At 65.1% G+C, this 25,362-nt stretch carries 18 protein-coding genes; 9 read left to right on the plus strand and 9 right to left on the minus strand.

Going from position 1 to position 25,362, the window contains the following annotated elements:
- The first annotated feature begins 88 nt into the window (after window positions 1-88).
- The 4 genes from QOJ24_RS00715 to QOJ24_RS00730 are packed head-to-tail and all read left to right on the plus strand — an operon-like array spanning window position 89 to window position 5,247.
- Complete coding sequence (locus tag QOJ24_RS00715) at window positions 89-1,624, plus strand: ABC transporter substrate-binding protein (protein WP_526258152.1); 1,536 nt, start codon at window positions 89-91, stop codon at window positions 1,622-1,624.
- Window positions 1,621-2,616 (plus strand): ABC transporter permease, encoded by a 996-nt coding sequence (locus QOJ24_RS00720; protein ID WP_526258117.1) that lies wholly within the window; start codon window positions 1,621-1,623, stop codon window positions 2,614-2,616. The genes QOJ24_RS00715 and QOJ24_RS00720 overlap by 4 nt, the downstream gene beginning before the upstream one ends.
- Entirely contained in the window at window positions 2,613-3,632 is a 1,020-nt protein-coding gene (locus QOJ24_RS00725; protein WP_526258119.1) for an ABC transporter permease, read from the plus strand. Before QOJ24_RS00720 ends, QOJ24_RS00725 begins: the two co-directional genes overlap by 4 nt.
- Complete coding sequence (locus QOJ24_RS00730; RefSeq protein WP_526258121.1) at window positions 3,625-5,247, plus strand: dipeptide ABC transporter ATP-binding protein; 1,623 nt, start codon at window positions 3,625-3,627, stop codon at window positions 5,245-5,247. The genes QOJ24_RS00725 and QOJ24_RS00730 overlap by 8 nt, the downstream gene beginning before the upstream one ends.
- A gap of 95 nt (window positions 5,248-5,342) precedes the next feature.
- On the opposite strand, the gene QOJ24_RS00735 is transcribed toward QOJ24_RS00730, so the two are convergent.
- From QOJ24_RS00735 to QOJ24_RS00765, 7 genes are all read right to left on the minus strand, one after another.
- Window positions 5,343-6,314, minus strand: coding sequence for a prenyltransferase/squalene oxidase repeat-containing protein (locus QOJ24_RS00735; RefSeq protein WP_526258123.1), 972 nt, complete (start codon window positions 6,312-6,314; stop codon window positions 5,343-5,345).
- Window positions 6,314-6,814: a DUF427 domain-containing protein gene (locus QOJ24_RS00740; protein ID WP_526258125.1), complete on the minus strand. Its 501-nt coding sequence runs from the start codon at window positions 6,812-6,814 to the stop codon at window positions 6,314-6,316. The genes QOJ24_RS00735 and QOJ24_RS00740 overlap by 1 nt, the downstream gene beginning before the upstream one ends.
- Window positions 6,798-7,679, minus strand: coding sequence for an oxygenase MpaB family protein (locus tag QOJ24_RS00745; protein ID WP_526258126.1), 882 nt, complete (start codon window positions 7,677-7,679; stop codon window positions 6,798-6,800). Before QOJ24_RS00745 ends, QOJ24_RS00740 begins: the two co-directional genes overlap by 17 nt.
- 41 nt (window positions 7,680-7,720) lie before the next feature.
- Entirely contained in the window at window positions 7,721-8,731 is a 1,011-nt protein-coding gene (locus tag QOJ24_RS00750; protein WP_526258128.1) for a prenyltransferase, read from the minus strand.
- Between the two features lie 53 nt (window positions 8,732-8,784).
- Window positions 8,785-9,081: a WhiB family transcriptional regulator gene (locus tag QOJ24_RS00755; protein ID WP_526258130.1), complete on the minus strand. Its 297-nt coding sequence runs from the start codon at window positions 9,079-9,081 to the stop codon at window positions 8,785-8,787.
- Between the two features lie 449 nt (window positions 9,082-9,530).
- On the minus strand, window positions 9,531-10,400 hold the full coding sequence (locus QOJ24_RS00760) for an ABC transporter substrate-binding protein (protein ID WP_526258132.1): 870 nt from the start codon (window positions 10,398-10,400) through the stop codon (window positions 9,531-9,533).
- Window positions 10,401-10,705: 305 nt separating this feature from the next.
- Window positions 10,706-11,449, minus strand: a complete 744-nt coding sequence (locus QOJ24_RS00765) for an SDR family NAD(P)-dependent oxidoreductase (RefSeq protein ID WP_526258134.1) — start codon at window positions 11,447-11,449, stop codon at window positions 10,706-10,708.
- A gap of 131 nt (window positions 11,450-11,580) precedes the next feature.
- On the opposite strand from QOJ24_RS00765, the gene QOJ24_RS00770 reads away from it, so the two are divergent.
- The 4 genes from QOJ24_RS00770 (at window position 11,581) to QOJ24_RS00785 (ending at window position 22,666) form a co-directional block, all read left to right on the plus strand.
- Window positions 11,581-12,480 (plus strand): LysR family transcriptional regulator, encoded by a 900-nt coding sequence (locus QOJ24_RS00770; RefSeq protein WP_526258136.1) that lies wholly within the window; start codon window positions 11,581-11,583, stop codon window positions 12,478-12,480.
- The gene (locus QOJ24_RS00775) at window positions 12,473-12,598 is read left to right on the plus strand and encodes a hypothetical protein (RefSeq protein WP_526258138.1); all 126 of its coding nucleotides are present in this window, start codon (window positions 12,473-12,475) and stop codon (window positions 12,596-12,598) included. Before QOJ24_RS00770 ends, QOJ24_RS00775 begins: the two co-directional genes overlap by 8 nt.
- Window positions 12,599-12,769: 171 nt before the next feature.
- On the plus strand, window positions 12,770-15,076 hold the full coding sequence (locus QOJ24_RS00780) for an ATP-binding cassette domain-containing protein (RefSeq protein WP_526258154.1): 2,307 nt from the start codon (window positions 12,770-12,772) through the stop codon (window positions 15,074-15,076).
- A gap of 96 nt (window positions 15,077-15,172) precedes the next feature.
- On the plus strand, window positions 15,173-22,666 hold the full coding sequence (locus QOJ24_RS00785; RefSeq protein ID WP_526258156.1) for a BTAD domain-containing putative transcriptional regulator: 7,494 nt from the start codon (window positions 15,173-15,175) through the stop codon (window positions 22,664-22,666).
- 314 nt (window positions 22,667-22,980) lie between these two features.
- Here the strand turns inward: QOJ24_RS00785 and QOJ24_RS00790 are convergent, their stop codons facing one another.
- The gene (locus QOJ24_RS00790; RefSeq protein ID WP_526258139.1) at window positions 22,981-23,640 is read right to left on the minus strand and encodes a class I SAM-dependent methyltransferase; all 660 of its coding nucleotides are present in this window, start codon (window positions 23,638-23,640) and stop codon (window positions 22,981-22,983) included.
- Between the two features lie 80 nt (window positions 23,641-23,720).
- Window positions 23,721-24,761: an alpha/beta fold hydrolase gene (locus QOJ24_RS00795; protein WP_526258141.1), complete on the minus strand. Its 1,041-nt coding sequence runs from the start codon at window positions 24,759-24,761 to the stop codon at window positions 23,721-23,723.
- 225 nt (window positions 24,762-24,986) lie between these two features.
- Between QOJ24_RS00795 and QOJ24_RS00800 the strand changes: the two genes are divergently transcribed.
- Window positions 24,987-25,362 (plus strand): MmpS family transport accessory protein (locus QOJ24_RS00800; protein WP_526258143.1); only part of this gene is annotated, 376 nt, incomplete at its 3' end.

Raw genomic sequence — 25,362 nt, forward strand, 5'->3', positions numbered from 1 at the left:
ATGTAAATCTTGAACCCCGAGGTTGGGCGTTTCGATCCCGGTGCAAGTCGGGTAGTTATGCAGGGGCCGACGATTCGGGGTGATGGTGATGACGAGAGCGGCGCGGTTGACCGCTGCCGTGCTCGTCGCCCTGCTGGTGTTCGCCGTTGGTGCCTGCTCGACCGGCGAGAAGGTCGACCTCGGCGACGACGCGTCAGGCCGTCTGGTGGCCGCGATCGCCGGCGAACCAGACCAACTCGACCCCAACAAGACCAGCGCCTACTTCTCGTTCGAGGTGCTGGAAAATGTGTACGACACCCTCGTGGAACCCGACGACAACCTCGAGATGCGGCCGGCGCTGGCGCAGTCGTGGGACATCACCCCCGATCAACTCACGTGGACGTTTCATCTGCGCCCGGGGGTCACATTCCACGACGGAAGCACGTTCACCGCCGACGATGTGGTCTACACCTACCGCCGGATCATCGACGAGGAGTTGACGAACGCCGACAAGCTCAGCGCCGTCACCGACGTACGTGCGACCAATCCGACCACTGTCGTCATGCGCCTCAAGCAACCCACCCCGAACCTGCTGACCAACCTCGGCGGCTTCAAGGGCATGGCGATCGTGCAGCGCAAGAACGTCGAAAGCGGCGACATCGCCACCCACCCGATCGGCACCGGCCCGTTTTCGTTCGCAGGCCAAAAGAGTGGCGACGCCATCACGCTCGATGCCAATCCCGACTACTGGGGCGGCGCCCCGAAGGTTTCTGGCGTGATCTTCCGGTTCATACCCGAGAAGTCCACCGCACTCTCTGCCCTGCAGGCCGGTGAAATCGACTGGACCGATTCGATTCCCACCCAGCGAGTCAATCAGCTCAAGGATGACGATTCCGTCGAACTCGCCGTCACGCCGAGCAACGACTACTGGTATCTCGCGCTCAACGAAGCACGCAAGCCGTGGGACGACGTCCGGGTCCGTCAGGCGATCGCGTACGCGATTGACCGCGACGCCATCGTGGCGGCCACCAGCTATGGCACCGCAGCCGAGAACCAACTCGCGATTCCCAAGGGCGGCTTCTGGTACACCGGCTACGGCAAGTACAGCTACGACATCGAGCAGGCGAAACGCCTGCTGAGTGAGGCCAAGGCGGCGCCGGAGAACCTCGATATGCTGGTGACCAACGAATATCCCGAGACGGTGACCGCCGCCCAGATCATCGCCGATAACCTTGCCCCGCTTGGTATCACAGTCAACATCCGCACCGTCGATTTCGCCGCCTGGCTCGACGAGCAGAACAGCGGGCACTTCGACATGCTGATGATGGGCTGGCTGGGCAATATCGATCCCGACGACTACTACTACGCCCAGCATCACACCGGCGGCACCAGCAACGCGCAGAAATACTCGAATCCCGATGTCGACCGCCTGCTCGATGCCGGCCGTGTGGAGACGAACAAAGACGCCCGCGCCGCGATCTATCGCAAAGCGGCGACGATCATCGCCGACCAGTGCAGCTACATCTACCTCTACAACCCATCGGTCATTCAGGCGTGGAACAAAGACATGACCGGCTATGACGCGCGCCGCGACAAGGCCGTTCGGTTCCGGACCGTGAGCATCAGCGAGGGCGGTGCGCAATGACGTCTTCCGCTCAGCGCGGCGGCACTGCCCGTTTCGTGTCGAACCCGGTCGCGAGGTTTGTTGCGCGCCGCCTGCTGTATTCGATCGTCGTGATGCTCGGGGTGCTGATTGTGGTGTTCATGCTCGTGCACCTCGTGCCGGGTGACCCCGTTCGCATCGCGCTCGGCACCCGGTACACGCCACAGGCTTATGACGCCCTGCGTTCGGCAAGCGGACTGGACCGCCCGATCGTCGAGCAGTTCTTCGGCTACATCGGGTCGGCGCTGACCGGCAACCTCGGAGTCAGCTTCCGCAATGGCGACCCGGTCACGGTCACGCTTCTGGAGCGACTGCCTGCGACAGTGTCTCTGGCGATCGTGGGGATCATCATCGCGTTGCTGATCGCACTGCCCGCCGGAATCTGGTCTGCACTTCGCGAGGGACGCGTCAGCGACGCGATCGTCCGAGTGACAAGCCAATTCGGGGTTTCGATCCCCGACTTCTGGATGGGCATTCTGCTCATCGCCGTTTTCGCCAGCACCCTGCACTGGCTTCCGACATCGGGGTACCGGCCGCTGTTCGACGACCCCAGCGGCTGGTTGCAGCACATCATCCTGCCTGGTCTCACCGTCGGGCTGGTCGCCGCGGCGATCATGACCCGTTACATTCGGTCAGCCGTACTCGAAGTCGCCGCAACGGGTTACGTGCGCACGGCCCGATCAAAAGGACTGTCTCCGCGGGTTGTCACCATGCGGCACACCGTCCGAAACGCCGCCATCCCGATCCTGACCATCACCGGCATCCAGCTTGCCACCATCCTCGGCGGTGTCATCGTGGTCGAGGTGGTGTTCGCCTGGCCGGGGCTCGGCAGGCTGGTGTACAACGCCGTCGCGGCGCGCGACTATCCGATCATTCAGGGTGCGGTGCTGCTGATCGCCGCGCTCTTCCTCCTCATAAACCTCATTGTGGACATGCTGTATGCGTTGGTGGACCCAAGGATTCGGCTGTCGTGACGACTAGAGAATCGACCGGCGCGGGCGAGGAACAGAGCCGGATCTCGGCCGTACGACTGCTTGCCGGAAATCCCGTCACCGTGGTGAGCGGGGTCGTCCTCGCGATGGTGGCGGTCGTCGCGGTGACAGCGCAGTGGATCGTTCCGTTCGGCATCAACGACATCGACGTTCCGAACGCGTTACGCCCACCCAGCGGAGAACACTGGCTCGGCACCGACGAACTCGGCCGCGACGTCCTGTCGCGAGTCTTGGTTGGTGTGCAGGCGTCGATGCGGGTGGCTGTGGTGAGCGTGGCATTCGCCGTTGCGGTCGGTGTGACGATCGGCGTGGTGGCCGGCTATCGGGGCGGCTGGCTGGATGCCGTCGTGATGCGGATCGTCGACGTCATGTTCGCGTTCCCGGTTCTGCTCCTCGCCCTGGCAGTGGTCGCGATCCTCGGGCCGGGCATCACCACGACTATCCTGGCGATCGGCATCGTCTACACACCGATTTTCGCGCGCGTCGCCCGAGCGGCCACGCTCAGCGTGCGGGTGGAGCCCTTTGTTCAGGTGTCCCGCACCATGGGCACCGGGCACCTCTACATGCTGGTGCGACACATCCTGCCGAACATCACGGGCCCACTGATAGTGCAAACGTCGCTGTCGCTCGCGTTCGCGATCCTGTCCGAGGCAGCCCTGTCGTTTCTGGGGCTCGGCATCCAGCCGCCGCAACCGTCGTTGGGCCGGATGATCTTCGACTCTCAGGGATTCGTCACGCTCGCGTGGTGGATGGCAGTGTTCCCCGGGGCCGCCATCGTCGTCGCGGTGCTGGCTTTCAACCTTTTCGGAGACGGCCTGCGTGATGTATTGGATCCCAAGCAGCGCACGATGATCGAGGCTCGGAGGCGCGCTGGCGCCGACATCGAGGCTCGGAGGCGCGCTGGCGCCGACATCGAGGCTCGGAGGCGCGCTGGCGCCGACATCGAGGCCCGGAGGCGCGCTGGCGCCGACATCGGACATCGGAGGCGCAGTGGCTGAGGCTGTTCTGAGCGTGCGTGACCTGCGCGTGCGCATCGGCAGACGTGAGATCGTCCGGGGCGTCTCCTTCGATGTCGAACGCGAGAAGACGCTGGGCATCGTCGGCGAATCGGGTTCGGGTAAGTCGATGACTGTGTTGGCTGCAACCGGTCTGCTCGATGCGCCGGGCGCCGTCGTTACCGGTACGAGCACGCTGGCGGGCAAAACGGCACCGACCCAGCTCGTCGGCGCGTCGGCGCGGACCCTTCGCGAAGTACACGGCGGTCGCATCGGATTCGTGTTCCAGGATCCCGGAACGTCACTGAACCCGTTGCTGACGATCGAGCGGCAGATCACGGAATCTCTGGAAACGCACCGCAAGATGACAAGGCGGCAGGCGACCGCAAGGGCGCTCGAGTTGATCGAGGCGGTCGGCTTGCCCGATCCTGCGACGCGACTGAACTCCTACCCTCATCAATTGTCGGGCGGGCAACGACAGCGCGTGATGATCGCGATCGCATTGGCATGCGACCCCGAGCTGCTGATCGCCGATGAGCCGACGACGTCCCTGGATGTCACAACGCAATCGCAGATCATCGAGCTGGTGCGCGATCTGCAGCGGGACTTCGGCGCCGCGGTGGTGTGGATCAGCCATGACCTCGGGGTGATCGGCCAAGTTGCCGACGACGTGACCGTCCTGCAAGACGGGGAAGCCGTGGAGCAGGCGCCGATCCTCGACGTCTTCGACAAACCTCAGCAGGCATACACCAAGGAGCTGTTGAAGTCCCGGCCGCTCATCGGCGCGACCGGTCCCCCGCCCGCCGCCGCCGACGCAGCGGTGTTGCTGCGCGTCGAGGGACTGGATGTTCGCTTTCCGGTGACCACGGCGGTCGGCAGGTCGACCGTTCATGCGGTGAAGGACTTGACTTTTCAGATTCGGCGCGGGTCGACGCTGGGGCTGGTCGGCGAATCAGGTTCGGGCAAGTCGACAGTGGCTGCAGCACTGACCGGTCTGGTCAAACCGGATTCCGGTAGCGCATCGCTGGACGGCGTCGACGTGTTGGATGTGCGCGGACGCGCAGAGAAGGCGCTGCGCAGACGAATCAGCCTCGTGTTCCAGGACCCGTTCTCCTCACTCAACCCTCGCACTCGGGCAGGCACGGCGATCGCTGAGCCATTGCAGGTGCACCGGCTGGCGCACGGCAAGCAGGCGCGCCAGAAGCGGGTGGGCGAACTTCTCGAGCTCGTCGGCCTCTCGGCATCGTTCGCGTCGCGCTACCCGCACGAGCTGTCCGGCGGCCAACGTCAACGCGTCAGCATCGCCCGCGCCCTCGCCACCGAACCAGACCTCCTAATCCTCGACGAGTCGACGGCGTCGTTGGATGTCTCGGTCCAGTCGCGCGTCCTCGAGCTGCTCGCACAGCTGCAACGAGAGCTGGGTCTGACCTACCTGTTCATCGGGCATGACCTGGCGGTCATCCAACGGATGAGCCACGACGTGCTCGTGATGCGGGATGGTCAGGCGGTCGAGTACCGGCCGGCCCACGAGCTGTTCGACAATCCCGAGAGTGACTACACCCGCACGCTGCTGGCGGCGGTTCCGCCTGCCAGACCCCGCGCGGCGATATCCGGCTGAGCCGCGGGCGAGGCCCCATGCCCCGATCCCCCAGTCGGTGCGTGATCTCTGGCAGTGGCCGTCGGCCAAGTGCTATCCGCCGCACAACTGACATCTCACGCGACGTTCGCCCGGTCCCACCATTCGAGCACCCGTATCCCGCAGAGGGTCAGCCACTTCGACGACTCACCTTCTGCGACGTCGATTTCAAACCACACCCGGCCCGGCGGCCGTCCGGCCTGAATCCACGTGCCGTCGGGCTGTCGCGCGGCACGGATGAACTCAATCGCCTCGGCCATCCGCGGGTCCGGCGCTGTGCCGTCGAACTGCGACGCCGCGCGAAAGTAGTCGGCGGCGTTGAGCACGTTGTACTTCCAACGGAACGGATGGCCGAGATGGTGCACCCACGGCCCCACTGGTTGCCCTGTCGACAAGCGGCGGAACAGCTGCCGCTCCAGGAGATACTCCTGCCCGCCCAATCGGGCGGCGCGCGTCGCCGCGGATCCGCCGGTGGCGGCGTCATAGGTGAGTAAACCCTTGAGCGAGTTGAGCGTTGAGTGAAACGACGACTTCGTGGAGCCGTCGACCCACTCGCAGTTCCAACCGCCGTCGGGCAGCCGGTGGTCGACGAACCAGTCCACGATGCCCGTGATGTCGGCTCCCAGCCAGACGCCGTTGGCGACTGTCCAGGCGTTGATGCAGCAGTCCACTTCTCCACCCCAGTAGGGCAGGTCGTCGTATTCCCAGCGCGCGTTGTCCGCAAGCAACTCCGCGGTACGGCGCTTCCGCAATATCGCGGGGTCGAGTCCCCACTCCCGCAAGTCGTTGAGCACCCACGTCGTCGCCGTCCAGGGTTGGCCTTCTTCGTCCACGTCTGCGAAGTCGAAACCTGCGGGAAAGAAGGCGCCACCTGCCCACCGACCGTCGGGATCCTGCAGGGCGAGCAGCTGCGCGCCGAACCCTTCTTTCGCGATCCTCGCGCGGGTCGCCTCCCAGACCGAAGGGGCATCGCCGGAGACGTCACGTTCGACTTGCCAGCGAAGCGCCGGGTCGGAGTCCAGTAGCCACGACTCCACGTCCGCAACCACTACCAACCCATCGACCCCGGAATGCCCTTGAACGGCCCCGTGACCCAGCTCGTCACCCATCCGCCGTAGAAGCCGCCCGGCTGTGGGAGAACCACTTCACCGTTGACGGTGCAGCGGTCGACTGCGGCCGCCATCACCGCGACTGCGCCTGCGATGGGTTCGAAACCGGCTGTCGGGCGGGGGTACGTCCACGCCGCCTTCTGTGCACGTTTGGTGTCGGTCACCAGGTCGAAATAGCTCGCCTGGCCTTTCCATTCGCACCAGGATGAACCCGACGCGGGTCGCAGTGCCCCTTCGGCGAAGCATTCCTGCGGCAGGTAGTAGGTCGGCGGATGGCTGGTTTCCAGGACCCGCCATCCTCGGGTCGTCGACGCGATCGTTTCACCGCCGAGCTCGACGGTGATGGCCCCCGCGAATTGCTCCAGCCGCGGTGGCCGTGGGTAATCCCACACCGATTCCTGCCCCGGCCCAGGCTTCTCGGGCTCAGGCCACCGACTCATCGTCTACCTGCGCCGGCGTCATCGCCCACCGAATCCCGCCGACGATGGCTGTGCCTGCCATCTTGATCACGGTGGCTTCCACCGGAGGAACATACGGCAGCCACAGCGGCGCACGAGCCCATGACGGCAGCATCGACACCGACGTCGCAGCCAGCACGCCGTACGGTGCCCGGGCCACCAACGGCAGGGGCGGCGTCAACAAGAGAAACCTGGCGGCGTCCCTTGCTGAGGCGGTTCCGCGCAACTCACGGCGATAGGACGAAATCCTCTGCCGCAGTTGCTCTTCGGTACGTGGCGGGTTGGCCACGCCCAGCGCCTCAGCGACGCGGGCGGCGTCCGCCACGTAATCGTCGCGGCCGGCTTGGTCCAGCGGTGCCGCACCGTAGCGCTGGTAAGCCAGCAAGAAGCTGTCCACCTCGGCGATGTGCACCCACTCCAACAAGTGAGGATCCGACGCGGAATAAGGCGTGCCGTCCGGCGCTACGCCATGGACCCGTCGATGAATTCCACGGACTTTGTCCACAGCACGTTGCGCATCGCCTGCGGTGCCGAACGTGGTGACCGCGAGGAAGGTACTCGTGCGTTGCAGCCGGCCCCACGGGTCGCCGCGGTAGTCGGAATGTTCGGCGACTCCCGCCATGGCGAGCGGGTGCAGCGACTGGAAGAGCAGCGCCCGTAGGCCGCCGACGAACATCGACGCGTCGGCGTGCACCCGCCTGATCGGGCGGTCGTCGGCGAACCAGCGCGGCCCGGGCGTGCCATGGATCCGTGCCCTGTTGTCGGCGCCGTCTGGCCCTGCCACCAGTCCGAAGAGCGCGCGGCCCACTGCGTCGCGGACTCCGCCCAGGTCAGTCAACAAGCTCATACCTCGACGGTACAGCGAGGAGTTGCTGTGCTCGGATGACCTCAGACCACCTTCAGCACGGCGCCGACCGCAAGGCCGAGCACCAGCAGCGCCCCGGCCTGCCGTACATGCAGCCACGCCAACGCCGCGTACCACAGCGGCCAGATCGGGTAATCGGGCGGCGGCTCGTCGGGCGGTAGTCGACGGAACCGCGGCCAGACCTTCCAAAGCCGCGGCAGCGCAAGGAAAACGAGCAGCGCGGGCCACGGCATCACGCCGAGCACCACAGCCAGCACGACGAGCAGGTAGAAGCCCACCATCATCGCCAGCGTCGCAACGCGCGCTCGCCGCTCGCCGAGAATGACCGGCAGCGTGTGGATTCCGAGCGGCTCGTCGAACGGGATCTTGTCGATGTGCTTGCCCATCAACACCGTCGTGCACAGCAATCCGTACGGAAGTGACGCCAGCACAATGTCCCAGCCGACGGTGCCGACGGCCGAGTAGTAGGTGCCGCACACCATCAGCGGACCCCAGACGACAAAGACGTCGGGTTCGCCGAGACCGCGCTTCTTCAGCCGCAGCGGCGGCGCTGTGTAGGCGACACTCAGGACGAAGCCCGCGAGCGCGAAGGCCAGCACCGGCCACCCGCGGGCCATTGTGAGCACAACGAGGATCCCAAGATCGGCGATGTTGACCAGAAGGATCGACAGCAACAGCGTGCGGCGGGTCACCAGTTCCGACAACACGGGGTGTGGAGCGTAGAGCGCGCGCGGGTAGGTGGCGCTGTCCGTGCCGACCTGAGTGTCGAACAGGTCGTTCATCAGATTGTTCGCGATATGGGCGAGGGTGATTCCGATCAGCGCCAGCACCAGCCAGCGCCAGTCCAGGCCCGGCTCCCCGACTGCCAGCAGCGCGGCCACCAGTCCGGCTACCAGCGTCATCGGCAGAACCGCCGCCCTGGTCACCACCAGCCAACGCGTGACTGCGTCGATGGGGGCATCCGGTGGCGGATTCGTCGTGCGAAGCGCATACGCCCAGGACGACACCTTGGAGCGGGACTTGACCTCGGTCATTTTCGAATCGTATGCCTGACGGCCGCAGCCTGGTGAGGAGCGTCAGAATTGCGTCACCGCGACGCGCGGCGGGCGGCGAAGTGTTCCGACCATGACTTCACCTCGGGGTGTTGCCTGATGAGCTTGCGGCGCTGACGTTCAGTCATGCCTCCCCACACCCCGAACTCAATGCCGTTGTCGAGCGCGTCGGCAAGGCACTCGGTGACGACGGCGCACTGGCGACATATCAGGGCCGCCCGGTGCTGCGCCGCGCCACGGACGAAGAGTTCGTCAGGATCTGTGGATCGACACAGGGCTTTGGAGACCCAAGCGAAGCGGCGTTCCGATGGCGACATGGCTAACTGCGTCATGAGGACATCTTGGGAGTCGTGCGCAGTACCAGCGTAAGTAGTCGGCTACTTCAATTCAGATGCGCTGCGGCTCAGGCCTGATCCATGGCGATGTGCACGGGCTCGCCCGTGATCGGAGTCGGGCTGCCGCAAGCCGGCCCGTCAGAAGTGCTGATGACCGTGCCCCGCAGCGTTCTCGCATCGAGCGAGAGATCGGATGTGCGTGCGGCCGCAGTCCCGTTCTTGCAGTCCACGGCGTCCGGCCTCTTCACAGATCCGGTCCAGCGGCACCCAACAGCGCGACCGCGGCAACTGTCCGATCGATTCTCATGCGCTCCCCTTGTCGGACCCGACGCTCCGCTGTCTACGGACGCTCCGCACACTCTGCGATCAAGTCGTTCCCGCAAGTCGCGAGATCGACGAGATCGGGCATCCGCACCGGCAGAAATCCAAACATCAGCCCCCAGGGACTACAGAAGGGCCGGCTGGTAGATCTCACTGGCGGAAACCGGCGCAACATCGAGTTCGGCGGCGACCGCATCGATCGCCCGCTGCGCGATGTTGAGGTCCACCCGGCCATCCGACGTGTAGTACGGGGCGATGTAGCGCTCGTAGTGTTGTCTCGCTTCATCGGGAGTGAGTCGGTTGAGGAACGAGCCAAGGTAGTCGACCGCCCGGGCTGGCTGATCGGCGATTATTTGCAGCGCCCGCCGGTTGGCCCGCACCACAGCCTGCAGTGCGGGGCTGTCCAGCGGGATATGCACGGGGTCGACGGCGATGCCGACGGTAGGGATCTGAAAATGGTCGCCGGCCCACGCAAGCAGATGGAACCCTTCCTCCTCGGCAACCTGTTCAGGTGAAAGGGTGCTGCCGACGTAGGCGGCGTCGATGGAGCCTTCGCGAAGACGTCGCAGGTCCATCTGGTAGTCCCCAGGAAACCGCGCCAGGCATTCAACATCTCGGTCGGGGTCCAGCCCGTGCTTGCGCAAGACGATCCGGGCGAAGCACCCGGGAGCGGTGTGCCCGGCGTGTACTGCCAGGCGGCGCCCGCGAAGGTCCGCCATCGATGTCACGTCGGCGTTGCCGAGAAACCAGAACAACGGGCGATGGGTGTTGACGCTGAGCATCTGCCAGCCGATGCCATCGGTCAGCCGCGACAACAGAGATCTGCCAAGCCCGATGGTCGCACAACGGCGTACGCGCTCCATCTTCCAGCCGACGCCGTCGCGGATGGCGACATGGACACCTTCGTCCTCGTAGTAGCCCTCCTGATCGGCGATGTAGGCGATCAGTTCTTCGTGGTACCCATTTCCGACATACGCCAGGTCGATGGTGTGCATCTCTACCTCCTATAAGAGCCCTCGACGGGCGCCGCCGTCCAAAGCGAGCGTTGCGCCGTGCAGGGCGTCGGCCTCCACCAGCAGTTGAGCCACCGCCCAGCTGACTTGGTCGACGATTGTCATCAGCCCTAGCGGTCGCGGTCGCGGGCTACGGCAACAACCGGCACCCCGGCCTTGCGCAGGCGGCAGACGATTGAGGCGCCGAGCTCGCCGGTCGCGCCAACGACGACGGCTTGCTGCCGCTCGATCGTGCCTATGATGACGTCTCCTTTCTTCTTCCCCCATTCCCAACGGGCGTTGCCCGGTCAGTCCATGGAAAGGCCGCCGTTGACCGGCAGGTAATGGCCTGTGGTGAATCCGGCCTCCTCGCTTGCCAGGAAGGCCACTGTCTTGGCCACCTCGTGGGGGCGCACAAGGCGACCCATCGGGTTCGTCGCGCCGAGGTGACGTACCTGTTCGGTGCTCAGCTGCCCGGTCACCTTTGTCTCTCCGACCGTGGCGGGCGCCACGAGGTTCGCGGTGATTCCGTGTGGTGCTAGTTCGAGGGCGACGTAGCGGACAAACTGGTCCAGTGCCGCCTTGGCGGTGCCGAGCGTGATCATGCCTTCGCGCGGACGTCGCGAAAGTCCCGTGCTGAGGTACACCAGCCGGCCGTAGTTGCGAGAGATCATTTCAGGCACAACGGCTTTCGTGATCAGAAATGCGGCACGCAATTCACGGTCCAGCTTGCCGCCGAGCTGCTCCCAACTCAGATCGGCGAACGAAGTGACGTCAAAAGGAATCAAAGCGTTGTGTACGAGCACATCGACTCGGCCCCACCGCTCTTCGACCTCGCCGATCATCGCGGCCACATCGTCCGCCTCTGTGACGTCCGCTCGAATTGCCAGCGCCTCGCCGTCTGCCGCGGTCGCGGCCCGGACCACCTCATCTGCCTGCTCGGCACTCGAACGGTAGTTGACGACTACTCGAAACCCCTGCTCTGCGAGCACCAGGGCGGTGGCTGCGCCAATACCCCGACTGCCCCCGGTGATCAAGGCAACACGATTCATCTTCATCCCTCTCACAAGGTCACGGTCCCTGCCGGACGTTGACCTTCGCGCTCCGATTCCCAATGTTCTCCCAGCACGTAACCGAGTCAAATAGTTCTTTTGATGGATATTCCTCACTTAAAGTTGGGTGTATGCGCATGACGCTGCGTCAGATGGAGTACTTCCTCGCCGTTGCGGAGAAGGGCTCGATCGCGGCAGCCGCAGCTCAGCTGCCGATCTCTGAGTCGGCGGTGTCAGTCGCCATCACCGAGCTCGAGAGCATCGTAGGAGTCCGCTTGCTGCATCGAATGAGAGCCAAAGGTGTCATTCTCACCGCCGCGGGAACCGCATTGCTTCCGGAATTGCGGTCGCTGGTGGTGCGGGCAAGAGAGCTGGAGCGCAACGCCGCGGACATCGGCGCAGCGGTGGCGGGTGAACTCAAAGTCGCGCTGGACCCTGTGCTCACTCCAGTTCTCCTTCCCGGTCTGATGTCGGGATTTTTACGCCGTTATCCCGCAGTAATTTTCAGCTTCATCGAGGGCACGGCCGGCGAAGCGCAAGACTGGCTCGTCCAAGGCCGATGCGATGTGGTTCTGATGTATGACCTCGACGTGCGCGGTGATTTGGTCGCGCACCCGCTGTTCACAGTCCACCCCAAAGTGCTTGTGGCAGAAGATTTCGTCGAGTTCGGGCAAGAAGCCATCAGCTTGCGCAGTCTCGAAGAGGAACCGTTGATCCTCATAGACATTTCGCCCGGTGAGGCCTTCTACCGCGCGGTCCTGTCCAGTGCCGACGTGACGCCGCGGGTCGCGTACCAAACCTCGAACGTGGAAGGTGTCCGCGCCCTCGTTGCCCGAGGGTTCGGATGGTCCATGCTGCTGCAGCACTCGAGCGCCAACGCCAGCCACGACGGTCGGCCATATCGCGAACTCGACATAACCGAAGATGTTCCGGAAGTAGCTCTCCTCGCAGTGACCGAGCGCGGGCACCTCACGCGCCGGACCGTCGCCTTCCTCGACTACTGCACCGAACACTTCGCCGTCGGTGACTAGCAAGTCGCCGCTGACCGGAATCACCGATACCTGCCGTGAGCAGAATGCGGTAAAGGCGAAGATCGTCGAATGCGCGGGTTGTGCGCACAAGCGCGAACCGCTGGTCAAAGGACCGTAACTTCGGACCATGCCAAAGGGATCGACACCAGCAAGGAGTTCGACCATGCCCATGCAGCCCTCAACCGGCTTCCGGCGCCCTTCCTTCACACAGGAGTTGCCGACAGCCGTGATACCGAGCCTGCGAACCGTCGCGCCGCAGTCGCTGGACACCGACATCTTCCCCGTTGCGATGGCGCGCGATCCGTTTCTGACCGTCCGGTCGGATTCGTCGCAGCGCACCTTTGCACCAGACCGGGACATCGTGGTCGGACGCGACCCGCAGGCCGACGTCCACATTGCGAGCCCGCTGGCGTCGCGCGCACACCTGCTGCTGCGCTGCCACGGCGGCCGCTGGGTGGCGACCGACAACGCAAGCCTCAACGGCATATTCGTCGATGGCCGGCGCATGGCGTCTGTCGACATCAGCGACGGACAGTGCATCACCATAGGCGACCCCGACGGCCCTCGACTGAGCTTCTCGGTCGGCCGACAGACCGGCTCGGCGCCGTGTCCCCCCACCGGGGTCTCGCAGCGCGTTGCGCAGCCAAGCCGGCGGGTGAATTCGCATCGCACCCGACCTGCCGGAGCAATCTCCGTTGGCCGCGCCTCCGACAACGACATCGTGGTCGCCGATGTGCTGGCCTCACGACATCACGCGACGATCGTGCCGACCGACCGGGGTCTGGAGATTCGGGACGCCGGCACCATCAACGGCACCTTCGTCAACGGCGTCCGCACCGAGACGGCGGCGTTGCACGAGGGCGACGTGGTGACGATCGGCAACCTCGACCTCGTCTGCGTCGGCGGCACCCTCGTTGGCCGCAGCAACACCACCGGAGCAGCCGGCACTGGCGGTCTGCAGATCCAGGGCGCCAGCCTGACAATCGACCAGGGCCGAACACTGCTCGACAACATCACTTTCGCGGCCCGACCCGGGACCCTGACGGCGGTGATCGGACCGTCGGGTGCGGGCAAGTCCACACTGGCCAAACTGATCGCCGGGGCGACGCTGCCGACCCAAGGCCGAGTGTCGTTCGAGGGACACGACATTCACGCCGCGTATGCATCGTTGCGCAGTCGTATCGGTCTGGTGCCGCAGGACGACGTGGTGCACAGCCGACTCACCGTGGACCAGGCACTGAACTACGCCGCGGAGTTGCGGTTGCCGCCCGACACCACCAAAGAAGACCGGCGCGAGATCGTTGGGCGGGTGCTCGACGAACTGGAACTGACGCCTCACGCCAACACGCGAGTCGACAAGCTCTCCGGCGGCCAGCGTAAGCGTGCGTCGGTGGCGATGGAGCTCCTGACAGGTCCGTCGCTGCTCATTCTCGACGAACCGACATCCGGCCTGGACCCTGCGCTCGATCGGCAGGTGATGGCAATGCTGCGCAAGCTCGCCGACGCGGGCCGCGTCGTCATCGTCGTCACCCACTCCCTGGCCTACCTGAAGGTGTGCGATCAGGTCATGTTGCTTGCCCCGGGCGGAAAAGTGGCGTTCGGCGGGTCCCCGGCCGATGTGGGGCCTGCGATGGGTACGACGGATTGGGCCGACATCTTCAGTGAGGTGGCCGCGAATCCTGATGCGGCCCACGGCCGCTACCTCGCGCGGACCGGGCCGTCGCCCGCCCCGGCGGAGGTCGAGAAGCCGGCAGATCTGGGCAAGCCGGCACAGACCAGCTTTCGGCGCCAGTTCTCGACGATCGCGCGCCGACAGCTACGGCTGATCCTGTCCGACCGCGGTTACCTCATATTCCTGGTGATGCTGCCCTTCATCCTCGGTGTTTTGTCGCTCTCCGTTCCCGGGAGCGTGGGGTTCGGGATTCCGAACCCGTTGGGCAGCGCCCCCGACGAGCCGACCGAGATCCTGGTCCTGCTCAACATCGGTGCCGTCTTCATGGGAATCGCATTGACCATTCGGGACCTGATCGGTGAGCGTCCGATCTTCCGCAGGGAACAGGCCGTTGGTTTGTCTACATGGGCCTACCTGATGGCGAAAGTGGTCGTGTATTGCACTGCCGCCGTCGTCCAGTCGGCGGTGATGGTCGGGATCGTGCTGTACGGCAAGAACGGGCCGACCCGTGGCGCGGTGCTACTGCACAGCGCCCCGCTCGAGTTGTTCGTCACCGTGGCCGCAACCTGCGTCGCGTCGGTGGTCCTTGGCCTCGCCCTGTCCGCGCTCGCCCGGTCGAACGAGCAGATCATGCCGCTTTTGGTGGTGGCGATCATGGCGCAGCTGGTGTTGTCCGGCGGGCTGCTGCCGGTCGCCGCCAGGGCGGGGCTCGAGCAGCTGTCGTGGGTCACGCCGGCACGTTGGGGCCACGCCGCCGCCTCGTCCACCGTCGACCTGCGGGTGCTGGAGCCCGCCCCGGGCCCACAGGATGCCCACTGGGCACACACCCCGGGCGCGTGGATGTTCGACATGGCGATGCTCGCCGTGCTGTGCCTGGTGTACGGAAGCGTCGTGCGGTGGAAGCTGCGGTTCAAGGCCAGCTAGTCGCCCAGCCCGCGGGCTTGATCGACACCTTTACCCGATCTTGACCGTGTGTTGAATCGGCCCACCGACGATGACCGGGTGACTACGCTTCAAGCGGTGGAGCTGCGGGTTTTGGGGCCTCTTCAGGTTCGGCAGCACGGTCTGCCGGTCGCGATCCCTGGCGCGAAGCCGCGGGCCATCCTCACGATGCTCGGTTTGCACGGGGGTGCGGTCGTTTCGGCCGACGCGCTCGTCGAACTCCTCTGGGGCGACGACCCACCGCGCACAGCAGCCAAGGCCCTCCAGACGCACATCTCGTCGCTGCGGCGCACTCTGGGCGACGGTTTCATCCTCACTGAGGGAGCCGGCTGGGCCGCGGCCGGGACAGAAGTGGACGCCTTGCGGTACAAGGCCGCCGCGAGGATGGGCCGCGAGGCTGCCGCGGCGGGCGACACCAGCCAGGCGGTGGCGCGCTTCGAGGAGGCGATGACTCTGTGGCGCGGAATCCCAGAGCTGCCCGACGGCCGACGAGGGTCATCGGAGAAGACACGCTGGACCGAAGCGCACGCCGCGCTGGTGGAAGATCGCGCCGACGCGCTGCTTGTGACGGGTCGTGCCGCCGAGATCATCGGCGAGCTCGAGGCGGCGGTGGCCGACGCACCACTTCGCGAGCGGCGCTGGGGCCAGTTGATGCTTGCCCTCTACCGTGCAGGCAGGCAGGGCGAGGCCCTCGGCGCATATCAGCGGGCCCGCACGTTGCTCGCCGACGAACTGGGCGTCGACCCTGGGCCGGAACTTCGGCGGCTGGAGGCTGCCGTTGTCGCCCAGGATGCTGCGCTGGAAATGCCGGTGGCACAGCAGGTGTCGAGTGTCACCCGAGCGGTGACCTTCCTGCTCACTGACATCGAGGGGTCGACGGCCGCATGGGAGGCCGACGCGGACGCGATGGGATCGGCGCTCGCACGCCACGACGAGCTCGTCGAACAGGTCGTGACATCGCGCGGCGGGCGGTTGATCAAGACGCGCGGGGAAGGCGATGCCACGTTCTCTGTGTTCGAGCGTCCCTCAGCAGCAGCCGCGGCCGCCATCGAACTGCAAGAAGCGATCACCGGTGAGCCGTGGACGCTCAGCGTCCCGATGCGTATCCGGGTGGCGTTGCACACCGGCGAGGTCGAACTTCGTGATGGGGACTATTTCGGTCGGGCAGTCAACCGCGCCGCGCGTCTTCGGTCATTGGCTTGCGGTGGTCAGATCCTGTGCTCGGGCGCTACTGCCGAACTCGTGATCGATTCGCTACCCGACGACGTCGCTCTTGCCGATCTCGGAACGCGGCAACTGCGCAACCTGGCGCGCCCGGAGCACGTGTTCGAGCTTCATCTGCAAGACTCCGACGCCGTTGCTTCACACGCCCCAACCGATGAGCCGGTCGAGCGCCCGGAGTTGCCGGCAGTCCTGACCGGTTCGGGACCGTTCGTCGGCCGTGGTAGCGAACTCGCGCGGCTTCTGGGGGCATGGCAGGCCACGTTGGCGAGCGGGGCCGGGGCGATGCTGATCGCAGGCGAACCGGGAGTGGGCAAGACGCGTCTCGCCGGAGAATGGTCCCGTCAGGCATACGCGCAGGAAGCGTTCGTGCTCTACGGCCGATGCGACGAGGACCTCGGTGCGCCGTATCAGCCGTTCGCGGAAGCGCTGCGGTCGTTGGTGCCGTGTCTCGGCGCAAGCAGGCTGCGCGGGCTGCGAGGCGTCGAGGGCCTACTCCCCCTCATCCCAGGGTTGAGCGATCAGCTGCCTGACCTCGCCGCACCGACGCGGGCGGACCCCGACACCGAGCGCTACGCACTTTTCGACGCGGTCGTGGCGCTGCTGGAGGTCGCCTCAGTCAGTGCGCCGGTCGTCTTGATACTCGACGATCTTCACTGGGCCGCGAAGTCGACACTCCTTCTGCTGCGCCATCTTCTGCGCTTCGGCGAGCGGGCTCGCGTACAGATAGTTGGGACGTATCGCAGTACCGACCTCGACCGGTCCCACCCCTTGGCCGCGATGCTCGCCGATCTGCACCGCGACGGCACGGCCGAGCGCCTGCAACTCAGCGGGCTGGACGAGGGCGACGTGACGACGTACGTCGCCAAGGCCGGTTACGACGACGAAGAGCTCGCCAGGGCGCTGGCGTCAGTCACCGGCGGCAACCCCTTCTTCCTCATCGAGGCGCTTCGGCACGTGGACGAGAGCGGCGGCGTCTGGGATCAGAGCACCCTGCCCCAAGGCGTGCGCGAGGCCGTAAGTCGCCGTCTCACAAGGCTTCCGGTGGAAACGAACAAGGCACTCGCCGCCGCAGCGGTCGTCGGAAGTCGCTTTGCCGTCGAACTGGTCGAGCGGGTTACCGATCAGGACCTGGTGGATGCGTTCGACGAAGCGTGCAAGGCAGGAATCGTCGTCGAGGAGCCGGGCGGCTACTACAGGTTCAATCACGCCCTCGTCCGACAGTCATTGCTTGCCGAACTGCCATCGGTGCGACGCATGCGGTTGCATCAACGCATCGCCACGACATTGGAGAGCGAGCCAGGCGCCGGTGATGAGCTGCTTGCCGATCTGGCACACCACTACTTCGAATGCGCGTGGGCAGGCAACGCCGCCAAGGCCGTCGAGTACTGCAGGCGCGCCGCAGATCAGGCGATGGCTCGCCTCGCCTACGAGGGCGCCGCTGACCTGTATGACCACGCCCTGCACGCTCTGGAAGAGATCGACGACGAGTTGCCTGACCGCGACGACCAGACCGCCGAACTGCTGGTTGCACGCTGTGAGGCGCTGCTCGCCGCGGGTGACATGGCGTCGGCGACAGACGCTGTTGCGCAACTGCAGCCCGCGACAAGGGATTCGGCTCGACTCGCGGCATGGGCCACAAGCTTCGACGGTCAGTTGTCGATGCTCATTCATCCGGAGCGTCTGGACGCGGTCGAGGTAGCGGTGGGGACGGCGGCGGAGATACTCGCTGAACTCGAGGACGCGGCCGGAGAAGCCAAGGCGCACACTGTCCGCGCCGGATGCCTTGCTCGCCTCGGGCGTATCGGTGATTCCGAGATCGCCTTGGACCACGCTCTCACCGCCGCGCGACGCGCACGCGACCACCGCCGAGTGAACAACGTGCTGGCGAACGCGCCCCTTGCGGCGCTGTGGGGACCGAATCCGGTTCCGCGTGCAGGCGGGCGGTGCCTTGACGTGGTTCGCCTCCTTCGCATCACCACCGACTCGCCCGCTGTCGAGGCGACGTCCACGCGGTGCCAGGCAGTACTCGAGGCCTTTCGTGGCCGTGCGGCTGCGGCCCGTCGAATGGTCGACTCCGCCCGTCGCACGGTTACCGAACTCGGCTTGAGGCACGCGCGACTCGAGGTCGAGCAGTTCGCGGGAATCGTTGAGTTGGTCGCCGACGGTCCGGCTGCCGCCGAGCCTCATCTACGGAAGGCCTACAACGGTTTTCGTCGAATGGGACTGGATGCTGACACTGCCGAGACCGCAGCGCTGCTGGGCCGCGCGTGCCTCGCGCTCGACCGGGACGACGAGGCCGACGAATTGTGCGTGGAGAGTGAGGGACTTGCCGGCCATGCACTCAAGGCATCGATTGCCTGGCGAACGCTTCGGGCGCAGTTGCTGTCCCGGCGTGGTGAGCACGACGCGGCTCGACTCGTCGCCGAGGCGGCGGTCGCCCTCGCTGAGCGCACCGATGCCTTGGTCGATCACGGTGACGCATGCCTGACGCTGGCGATCGTGTTGGGCGCGGCCGGCGACACCAGCGGGGCACGCGCTGCCGCCGAGCGTGCGGCTGACCTTTACGAGCGGAAAGGCGCTGGAGCGCTTGTTGAACGGGCGCGCGCCACCTTCGGTCGAGGCGACGGAGCTGATTCGCCGACGCCTCCGGTCGAAGCACCGGGTACCGCACCCGTCAACACGTGCACACAAGTGGGCGAAGGGCTGATAGCCGCTGTCAACCGCGAAGATGGGGACCGGATAGAGCAGCTGTTTGCACCAGAGGTCTCCGTGGAGAGTCGCCGAAAGATCGTTGGCTTCTCGACGATCCGGATACCTGCCCGCCAGTGGCCACACGAGATGAGGCGTTACTTCAGAGCAGGCATGGTGCGATTCGAACAGGAATTTGTCGCGGTCAGAGGCGAACGTGTCGCCCTCGTCCGATTGCAGGCAGCCACTGCCGACCCGAGTCCGGGGGCACCGCGCGACGAGATGCTTCAGGTAGTCGGTCTCGACGACGATGGTCGAATCGCAGAGCAGGTGTGGTTCGACATCGACGATGTGGACGGCGCGACTGCCGAACTCGACGCAATGCATGCGCGGTTCGAATCAGACCAGCCGAGGGCAGGACTGTTTGAGAACGCGGCAAGCCGAGTTGTCGAGCGCTTGATATCTCAATTCCAGGACCGCAACTGGGACGCGATGACCGCTATGTTGGCCAACGACTATTACAGCGATGATCGCCGACACCTGGTGGGTGCCGGTGTCCGCCGCGGTCGTGATGCCGAGATCGTCAACATGCGCGCGATCGCCGACCTATGGATCCTGAACATGACGTCGACTGTCATCGCTACCCGCGGCGAACGCCTGATCCTCCTTCGTGCCCACTACTCCGGACGCGATCAGGGGCCCGACGCGTTCCACACCGAGGTGCTCGGCATTGTCGGGATCGACGCCGACGAGCGGATCGTGGCACGGGTCGGGTTCGACCCCGACGACCTCGACGCAGCCTTCGCGGAACTCGATATCCGATACCTCGCCGGCGAGGCGGCCCCATACGCGAGGACGTGGTCGGTTATCGCCCGGGAGTGGGCCGCCCTGAACCGGGGTGAGGTCCCGCCGAGGGCCCAGGACCGGGTGCACATCGACCACAGGCTGCATACGACGGTCGAAGCACAGAATTTGACCGAATACCTCGGAGTGGCATGGGACCAGACGCCGGACCTTCGCAACTACGTCGTTGAAGTTCACCGGTTGAGTGACCGGGGGGCGGTGGTCACCAACACATTTCACGGAACGTCTCAAGAAGGCGCCCGAGTCGAGTGGCGGATGATCGAGTTGCTCGAGTGTGACGGAGAGTTGATGCGTCGCTCCGAGCTGTTCGACGAGACGGATCTCGAGAAGGCGCTCACCCGATTCGAAGAGTTGCAGCGGACACCGTTGGAAAACGCGGCATTCCGCTTGGTCAAGCGCTACCTGGCGCACTTCCCCACCCGAGACTGGGACGCGATGGCCGAGATGCTGACCCACGACGTGTTCAGCGACGATCGCCGCCATGTCGTGAACGAGGCTGCTCGACGCGGTCGAGATGCCGAAATAGCGAGCGTGCGTGTTATTTCCGAACTGGGCGTCGACGAGATCGTGTCGACCGCAATTGCGACCCGTGGTGAGCACATGGTGCTGGTTCGCAATTGCTTTTCTCTTCGAGACTCTCCCGAACCATTTGACGGCGAGGTGCTCGACGTTGTCGAGGTCAGCGCAGGCAACCAGATCGCGTCGCATGTCCTATTCGATGTCGCCGACCTCGATGCCGCCATCGCTGAACTCGATGCGCAGTACATCGCAGGCGAGGCGGCCGCGCACGCGCGGACGTGGTCGGTTGTGACGCGAGCTCAGGCTGCGCTCGATGGACACCGCGAGCTACCGCCGACAACCGCTGACTGGGTCAACCGCGATCACCGGCGTGGGATCAGCTTCCCGCCCGGCGACATGACCCCCTTCGTCCGTGCCGGGTGGAACAGCGCGCACGACGTCAGTGCACGCATTGAAGTTGTGCACAGATTGGACGCTGCCGGAGCAGTGTTCGTCAACGTCGTCAACGGAACCTCGACGGAGGGCTTCGATGCAGAGTGGCGAATGGTCGAGCTGATGACGGTCGACGGCGATCTCATAAGCCGCGCAGAACTATTCGACGAGACCGATCTGGACGCCGCGCTCGCCCGTTTCGATGAGCTCACCCGGCCAGTTCCGCGCTTGGAAAACGCGGCAAGTCGGTCGGCCAAGCGATTTTTGGCACACTTTGCTGCCCGCGATTGGGACGGCATGGCAGACACACTGGCCACGGAAATTTTCACGGACGATCGGCGACGAGTGGTGGGTGCAGGAGCAAGACACGGTCGAGACGCCGCAATAACGGATATGCGTGTCATCGTCGACCTCGGGGCCGAGGACATATTGACAGCTGTCATAGCAACCCGCGGCGAACATCTCACCCTTCTCCGGACGCGGTACATGGAGTGTGATCACGAAGCTGTCAACGAGGTCCTAGGTGTCACCGAGACAGTCGCCGATGACCGAATCGCTGCGCAGATATCGTTCGACGCCGACGATTTCGACGCCGCCTTTGCTGAACTGGATGCCCGATACCTGGCGGGTGAGGCGGCTGATTACTCAGAGACGTGGTCTGCTATCGCCCGTGGCTACACCGCGCTCAACAAGCAACAGACACCCCTAGCCACGCCAGACTGGGTGAATCTCGACCACCGCCTCGGACCCTCGTTCGCAGCAGGCGAGTTCTCCCAATACGTCCATGCCGCATTTGATCTCACACGAGACGTACGCATCTACGTCGAGGCCGTCCATCGCCTCACCGACACCGGTGCAGTGCTATCTCACGTGGTCCACGGAATGTCGAATGATGGGTTTGATGCCGAATGGCGCGAGACCAGCCTTCTGATATTCGAGGGGGACCGAGCTAGCCGCTGTGAACTATTCGATGGCACAGACGTCGGCGGAGCGCTTGCACGTTTTGATGAACTCGCTGCGCCGAAGCCCCGGCTTGAAAACGAGGCTACGCAGATCGGGACACAGCTGGCTGCTGCGTACAACCGTCGCGACCCCGACGTGTACCTCGCGCTTGTATCACCGGACGCGCTATTCATCGATCGGCGAAAAGGGCTTCATTCTGAGCCGGCAGCGTCACTGGGACAAAATCTTCAAGCGGTGCTGGAGGTTTCGCCGGACAGCTTCGTGATGACTTGGGAGCCGATCGCAACAAGGGGAGCACATCTCTCACTCGCTCGCGAAGTCTGGCGGGATAGCGCCCAAGAAAATCATCCGATCGCGGTTGAACTCCTGACGGTAATGGAAGTCGGCGACGCCGGTTTGCTCAGCGTTGGCGTTGCTTTCGATCCCGACGATATAGACGCCGCCTTCGCTGAGCTCGACGCCTGGTATCGCGACGGTGAAGCGGCTGCCCATGCGCCCACCTGGTCAGTCGTAGCCCGTGCTTATGCCACGCTCAACTGTCGACAGATTCCCGCGGCGACGCCAGACTGCGTCACCGTCGACCGCCGGGGCGGCGGGATCGCTCACGAAGCCGATGTGGACTCCTACCTCGACGCAACGTGGGACGTTGCTCCCGATGTCACGATGCGCATCGAGACAGTGCATCGGCTGACCGACCTCGGAGCGGTTGCGACCTTTACATCGCGTGGAACTTCGCAAAGTGGCTTCAGCGTAGATTGGCGCGGGATCACCGTTCTGACGGTTGAGGGCGACCTGATAAGCCGCGGCGAGATCTTCGACGAGGCCGACCTAGACGCTGCGCTTGCCCGATTCGACGAGCTCAGCCGAGCGACCCCGGGCTGATTCTCCCGATCCGTGGCAGCGAGCTACTTTGGTCACTCGCCGCGGTGCTTGATGTGGGGCACGGGTGTGCCCTCCTCGGCGAGTGTCTCCTCCTCGATCCTCATCGTCAGCGGTGTGCGGAAGAACCGGGTCATGAAGAACAGCAGGATGATTCCGATCGCGAGCCAAATGGCGCCGTAGCAGAGCGTCGGCGTGCAGGTTCACCCAGAGCACACCGGTGAGGCACATGCCGATGAACGGCAGCACGATGTTCCTGAAGATCTCCTTGGGAGTGCTCCTCTGCTTCAACCGGAACGCGTAGTAAACGATTTGGATCACCGGGTCGCCCGCCCGACGATGAGCGGATGGACGAGGGCAGGCATAGCGCGCCACACTTTGTCGTCGGCCGCGACCAGAAACCCACTGGCGCGCATTAATTCTGCGGTCGGGCGATTGCAATAACACCCGCCGGCGAAGCCGCGCCACGGACGGAGAAGAGCATCTTGGCACGCCGCGAGGAACCGCGAGCTTGCACGCACGTGTTCGACGAACAGCACCTGGCCGTCGGGGCGGAGTACACGGGCGATCTCGCCCAGCGTGCGTTCGGGATCGGGGACGGTGCACAGCACAAGCGTCGAGACGACGGTGTCCACTGATGCGTCCGCGAAGGGGAGGCGCTCAGCAGGCGCGTCGACGATCTGCGCGACGCGCCCCGTCCGCTGCAGGGTGCGGGTGAGCCTGCGCCGCATGGCCTCGTCGGGTTCGGTGAGAACGAGTTCGTCGAGGTCGTCGGGGTAATGCTCGACGTTCAGCCCCGTCCCGGCACCGATCTCGACAACCCGCCCGCGGGCGCTGCCCAGCAGCCTGCGACGCATGCTGCGCATGCCTGCGATCTCGCCCAGCCAGAGGAATGGGTTGTACACCAGCGCGAAAATTCGCATCCATGCCCGAGACGGTGGGGTCACGTGAAGCTCGGCGCCGACTGTGTCTGTCATGCCGCCGAATGTATGAGCGGCAGCACCGTGCGCGCATCGCTCAAATCGGCCATCTCTCGCATGTGGCCCGTTCCGGCTACTCACAAGAGCCCGAGGCGCGCAGCCTCCGCGACGGCGGCCGTCCGCGAACTGCGACCCAGCTTGCGGCGGATGTTCGCCACGTGGCGGTGAACGGTATGGGAGCTGAGCACCAGCTGCTCTGCGATCTCGCCATCGCTCAGACCGCGCGCGACACAGGCAAGAACCTCATGTTCACGACGGGACAGCAGGGCCGGCGCCGTCTCGCTCGTTGGAGGCTGCGACGACTGCGCGGATGCCAGGGTCTCGCGGCACGCGCGCACCACGGAATCGACATCGCCGTGCCACGGGAAGTGCGCGCTTCCCTGCAGCGGGATGAAAGTCGCGCCGGGAATCGCGGCCCCGACCTCACGCCCCAGCCGAAAAGGAACGGCGCGGTCGTCGCGACGATGCACGACCACTGCCGGCGAGCGGACCAGGGGAAGGAAAGCGCGCACGTCGAGGCGATAGACGAATCCCAGTAACGCGGCAGCAGTTTCGGCTGTCGCGGCGTCGCGCTGCAGACCCGCGAAGCGTTCCTGCTCGGCGGAGTCGGCCCCGCCGAGGAAGATGTCGCTCAGCAGGCGCGCGCCGAGCCCCCAATGCGCGCGCACCGCCGAAATGATCGCGTCACCCACACCCGGCGCCGTGATCTCCGCGCCGTCGGGGTAGGACCCGTACAGCACCAGGCGTTCCACGCGCTCCGGATACGTTGCGGCAAAGGCGATTGCGGTGCAGCTCCCGCACGAGCCTCCGACAAGCGAAACGCGCTCCAGTTTGAGCTCGTCGAGCAGCGCGCGAAGCGTCGCGACTTCCTCGTCGACAGTGAGATCAGAGTCTCGCAGCGTTCGGTCCGACATTCCGACGCCGAGTCGGTCATAACGGATGAGGGTGTAGCCATCGGCGACGCCTTCCCAGAATCGCCGGAAGCTCGCGCTCTGCCAGTCGAGTTCGAGGTGACTCACCCACCACGCAGGCGCGACGAGCGGCGGACCACTGCCGCGCACCTCGTAGGCCACGCGGCGTGCACCGAGGGGAAGGAACCGGATCTCAGACTCCAGCATCGCCACACGAGCCTACGACGGCCACCGGCCGTGCCGACCAATATTGGATGTCCGGTCGGCGGCAACATCTTTCATCGGCTGAGCTCAACCTGGAGGTTGGCTGTGAGAAGGCACCTCCGATGTGCCGGTCGCAGACCCATATCGTACGGTCTACCTAGTTGATCTAACCGTCCGAGGAGATGTCCCACGTCCGCGCCTGTAGACCGCTCATCGCAAGGGTCACGGATGCTGCGATTCTCGATCGGACGCCGATTGATTCGCCGGTGGATGATCTTGGTCGCGGTCCTCGTCATCGCAGTTGCGGGATTCGCGGTGTACCGCTTGAACGGCATCTTCGGCTCCAAGGACGTCGTATCCACCCCCAGCGGGGCCGCCGATGACATCGTGCCGTTCAACCCCAAGCACGTCGTGCTGGAGGTCTTCGGCCCGCCGGGCACGGTCGCGACCATCACCTACCTGGACGTGAACGCCCAGCCGCAGCGCGTCGACAACACGACGCTGCCGTGGGCCTACGACACCACCACCACCCAACCGGCCGTCTTCGTCAACGTCTCCGCCCAGGGCGACAGTGACTCCATCGGCTGCCGAATCAAGATCGACG

Origin of the sequence: Mycobacterium sp. (assembly GCF_032159775.1) — a bacterium.
In the GTDB taxonomy this organism is placed as follows: domain Bacteria; phylum Actinomycetota; class Actinomycetes; order Mycobacteriales; family Mycobacteriaceae; genus Mycobacterium.